This is a genomic window from Acidithiobacillus sp. TH-A35 (assembly GCF_057473505.1).
Genome location: NZ_JBYCKR010000104.1, coordinates 1 through 2,459, shown reverse-complemented (window position 1 = coordinate 2,459; position 2,459 = coordinate 1). Strand labels below are relative to the sequence as shown.

Genomic DNA, 2,459 nt, shown 5'->3' with positions numbered 1-2,459 from the left:
TCCGGGCTGGCGATGAGTGCCATAGCGCCACCCGGATTCAATATATCGATGGCAAGCTGATGTAGCTTCGCGTCGCCAGTGATCTCCAGTACATAGTCGACACCGCTGCCGGTGATCTCACCGATACGGGCGGAGATGTCCTCATGGCGATTGTCGATCACGTGGGTTGCGCCCAACTCCAGAGCAAGGGCGAGCCGCGCGGGGAGGATGTCAACGCCGATGATCGGATTCGCACCAACAAGGCGAGCGGCCATGACCGCAGCCAGGCCTACAGCCCCCGTGCCAAAAACGACGATGCTCGCCCCCTCGGGGACCTGCAGCGAATTCATCACCGTGCCCGCTCCGGTCTGCATTCCGCACCCCAGCGGCGCCAGCATCTCCAGGGGCAAATCCTCGGGAACCTGGACGAGATTGCGCTCGGTCGCCAGGGCGTGGGTGGCGAACGAAGACTGGCCGAAAAAATGCCCGCGAACACCGCTGCGATGCAGCGCATTGCTGCCGTCTAGGCGCTGGAATCCAAAGTTCAGCAGGTAAAAGTGCACGCAGTGGGCGGGGCGCCCCTCTCGGCAGTGCTGGCAGCGGCCACAGGACTGGTAGGAGAGCACGACATGGTCGCCGCGCTCGACGCTCTTCACGCCCTTGCCGACCTCCTCCACCACCCCCGCACCCTCATGGCCCAGCACCACCGGAGTGGCGCTCCCGTCCCAGTCATCGCAGATGTCGATGTCGGTGTGGCAGATGCCGGTGGCGACAATGCGCACCAGCACTTCGTCGTCCCGCGGGCCTTCCAGCTCAAGGGTTTCGATCCTCAGGGGACGGCCCTGCTCGCGCAGAACGGCCGCCCTGATTTCATGCAATTGCGTGTTGGAATGAGGCATGGTATGGACGCCGGCGCTCCCGGAAAATTTGGATTATCTTACCGCGACCCCTTTTTCACCCTAAAATTATAGGATAAATACGTGCCGCCACAGCCACCAGCACCGCCAGGACAATGCTCAGAACGGCCAAGTCAGTGCCCAGTCCCAAAGTGCTCTGCCAGCCCACAAGCATCAAGGCCCGCAAGGCGTCGACCAGATAGGTCAGGGGGTTGAGGCGGGCGATGGCGGCGAGCCACGAGGGCATTAGCGCCACAGGGTAAATGGCATTGCTCGCGAAGAAAAGCGGCATAGTCAGCAATTGGCCAACCCCATGAAGCGCTCGCGGGTCTTGACCAGGCAGGCGATCACCAGGGAAAAGGTGGCGAAGACGGCCGATCCCAGCAGCGTGAACACCAGCAACCCAATGATCGCCGCGGGTTCAAAACGCAGGTGAACTCCGAGGAGCACGGCCAGCACGAAGATGACCACGGCTTGCGAAAGGCTGCGCACCCGCGGCAGACTGGGCGGTCAGAATAAGGTACCGCGGGTGATCAATGATCAGACACTTCTTGCGGATTTGAAACGCCATGTGTTGGCAGTCCAGGGAAATTAATTTTTAGGGTGACAATCGCCTTCGGCCCGAGTCAGAGGCCCGGATCTAAAGCCGCCCCCATGGGGGTCTACACTGCAAGCCTTCGCCGCACCATATTCCCGGCGGCGCGAGCATTTCCAGAGCGAGGCTGACCCTGATGAAAGCATATCCGCAGGAGAATGAAAAAATCGGCCGCTGCTTCCGTCCTTGGTCCCGACGCCGTGCCCGTTGTCCTCCGGGTCAATGGCGAATGCTAGGGCGTGGGTGCCGTCACTCCCGGAATCCCCACAGACGCCTTCCATTGCTGCATTTTACTGATCAGTGGCGATTCCGCACATTGCTGTGAGGTGAGGGCGCCGCAAGCACTGGCCCATTCCCCGGTTACTCCAAAAAACTTTGCTGCAGACTGCATCTGCTGAGCCTGGGCGCCCGTTGCCTGGGTACCAAGAGATTGGTAGTGCGCCGCCCGCTTCTGCGCCCAGGTGGAAACGCCCTGCCAGCACGCCGTCTGTGCAGCAGACGACATCGCCGCACACTGGGCACTGTCCTGACGCGCTTTGGTCATATCCGCCTGCCACTCGCCGGGAAAGGATGTTTTAGCGCTGCTCAGGGTCTGCGCAACAGAAGGCACTGCCGGAATGCTGGGTACGGCCGGAGTAGTCGGTACCGCGGTAAGGGGAGCCAGCGGTAAGGGCGTGGACGAGAAAGCCACTGGCGGAGGGACTACGGGTGATGCAGCCTGCGATAAAGCAGCGGGCGCGCGGCGTACCGACGGCAATGGCCTGGTCGGGGCAGGCGGCAGAGGGGACGGGGCAAGTGCCGGGTAGTTACTCGCCATATCTTGCGGCGGTGGTGCCATGCCGTTCGTCGTGGTCGTCGCACATCCTGTCAACACCAACATGCCGCCCGCTGCCAGCACAGACCATTGCATCCAACCCATAAAGCACTCCTTCCGCGAATTATAAAAATAATGGCCAAACCTATCATTAAAACACGACTACTCAATAAGT

Annotated in this window: 4 protein-coding genes; all 4 read right to left on the bottom strand. The window is 61.2% G+C overall.

The genetic code is table 11. The features are described from left to right. Window positions 1-878, bottom strand: an 878-nt coding sequence (locus AC2VNK_RS03845) for an NAD(P)-dependent alcohol dehydrogenase (RefSeq protein ID WP_486882859.1), incomplete at its 3' end; no start/stop codon positions are given. Window positions 879-933: 55 nt separating this feature from the next. Next, a complete protein-coding gene (locus AC2VNK_RS03840) occupies window positions 934-1,167 on the bottom strand; it encodes an ABC transporter permease (protein ID WP_291524148.1) in 234 nt (77 codons plus the stop codon). A 2-nt stretch (window positions 1,168-1,169) separates the two neighbouring features. Continuing rightward, window positions 1,170-1,367: a hypothetical protein gene (locus AC2VNK_RS03835; protein WP_291524136.1), complete on the bottom strand. Its 198-nt coding sequence runs from the start codon at window positions 1,365-1,367 to the stop codon at window positions 1,170-1,172. A 335-nt stretch (window positions 1,368-1,702) separates the two neighbouring features. Further along, window positions 1,703-2,389 carry a hypothetical protein gene (locus tag AC2VNK_RS03830; RefSeq protein ID WP_486882858.1) on the bottom strand — a complete coding sequence of 229 codons (687 nt, stop codon included), beginning with the start codon at window positions 2,387-2,389 and terminating at the stop codon, window positions 1,703-1,705. Between the last annotated feature and the right edge of the window lie 70 nt (window positions 2,390-2,459).